This is a genomic window from Aquimarina addita (assembly GCF_039539305.1).
In the GTDB taxonomy this organism is placed as follows: domain Bacteria; phylum Bacteroidota; class Bacteroidia; order Flavobacteriales; family Flavobacteriaceae; genus Aquimarina; species Aquimarina addita.
Window position 1 is genome coordinate 1 of the sequence record NZ_BAABCW010000052.1, and the last position, 2,087, is coordinate 2,087.

At 30.4% G+C, this 2,087-nt stretch carries 1 protein-coding gene; it reads left to right on the forward strand.

What is annotated here, in order from left to right; genetic code table 11:
• Window positions 1-125: 125 nt before the first annotated feature.
• Window positions 126-1,757 (forward strand): AAA family ATPase, encoded by a 1,632-nt coding sequence (locus ABD816_RS22015; protein WP_344931059.1) that lies wholly within the window; start codon window positions 126-128, stop codon window positions 1,755-1,757.
• Window positions 1,758-2,087: the final 330 nt, after the last annotated feature.

A 2,087-nucleotide genomic window follows, 5' to 3' on the forward strand; every position in this document is an offset into this window, starting at 1 on the left:
AATGTATTTTTAGGTTTCTTTGATGAAAAACATCTTAGAAATAAACAACAATCAACAAGATTAGAAATTAATTTAGTGTAAACCTTAATCTTTAACTTGTGTAAACTATCTCCCTTTACGAACATTTGAAAAACCAAGAAAAATCAATGACTGAATCAAAATATAAATTCCTTATAAGCATTTCAAATGGTGAACCTTTAAATGTAAATCTTACAGAGGGAAAAGCATTATTCGTATTAGGAGCAAATGGTGTTGGAAAATCGACCTTAATGCAAAATTTATTTGAGCAAAATTTTAATCATTCTAAAAGAATTTTAGCACATAGACAAACTTGGTTTTCAAACAATACTTTAAATCTCACAGCAAAAGATAAAAATTCTAACGAACGAGATATGAAGAATAGAGATAAAAAAATTGAATCAAGATGGAAAGATGATTACTCTGGTTCAAGAGCGAATATGACTATATATGATATTATCAACTCTGAAAACATAAGGGCAAGAAACATAACAAAAGCTGTTGACAATGATAATATAGAATTAGCAAAAAACCTATCTAACATACAAGCTCCGCTTGAAGGAATTAATGAATTATTAGGAATTTCTAATATACCAATTAAAATAATTCTAGACGAAAACGAACAACTTTTTGCTTCTAAAAATGGAAGTGCACCTTATAGTATTGCAGAATTATCTGATGGCGAAAGAAATGCTCTTTTAATATGTGCAGATGTCTTAACATCGGAGCCAAATCAACTTATTATACTTGATGAACCTGAAAGACATTTACACCGTTCAATTATATCTCCATTATTGACTTCTCTATTTCAAAAAAGAAAAGATTGTGTTTTTGTCATTTCAACACACGACATATACTTACCAATAGACCACAAAGAATCAAGTGTTCTATTGTTAAGAGATTGCGGATGGAATGGTAAAAAAATTCAAGATTGGGATGCTGACCTTATATCGGAAACAGATGAGATTCCTTCAAATATTAAACAAGAAATACTAGGTTCAAAGAGAGATATTTTATTTGTAGAAGGCAACAATGGCAGTTTAGATAGACAAATTTATCAGCTTATTTTTCCAAATTTAACTGTCATATCACAAGGAAGTTGCAAAGAAGTTGAAAAAGCAGTAGACGGTATAAGAGGTACAGAAGGTTTACATTGGGTAAGCGCCTACGGTTTAATTGACGCTGATGATAGAGAGCCAGACCAAATTCAAACTCTTCTAACCAAAGGAATTGCGGCTTTAGACTCTTATTCTGTTGAATCTTTATACTATAATACTGAAATTATAAAAAAAGTTGCAGAAAGATATTCAGAAGTTTCAGGAAAAAACAAAGAAGAATTATATGCATCTGCTATATCTAAAATAATTGATAATATTATTCCTCATAAAGAAAGATTGTGTTCAAGATTATGTGAAAAGCAAGTGAGAAATAACACAATGTCAAACCTTCCAAAACATCAAGATATTATTGAAAGAGGAGAATTTGAAATAAAAATAGATTTAAACGAATTTATAGAAAGGGAAGAAAGTGTTTTTGACAATTTGGTTGCTCAAAATAACATAAATGGACTTATTTCAAGGTATCCGATTAGAGAAACTCCTGTAATTAATGGAATAACATCAGGTTTAGGACTTACAAGTGAAACTTACGAAAGTACTGTGAGAAAACTGATTATTGACAAAACTGAAGTAAAGGAATTTTATAAAAACCTACTTAAAAATTTAACTGATATAATATAAAAAACTACGCCCAACAATACCTATAGTTAATACGGGTTTTGGTGATTAACCTAAAGTGTGGAGCTTTTAACCAAATCCGCCAAATCTTTTTGATTTGGCTTTATAAAGAAAAAGATAAAACAAAATAAAAAGTTTTGGCTAAGTGCTTAATCGAAAGTTTACTACTTTTAAATCCCGTACTAACCATAGCCGAGACGTTGGCAGTAATCCCCCATAGACCCCAGAAACTTCAGTACGTTGGCTAACGTAAAATTCGTAATTTACTGGGGTATTAACTTTAGCTCTTTGTGAGACCGTTTTTTAAAATGTTGCTGCTTTTAGTAAGCACGA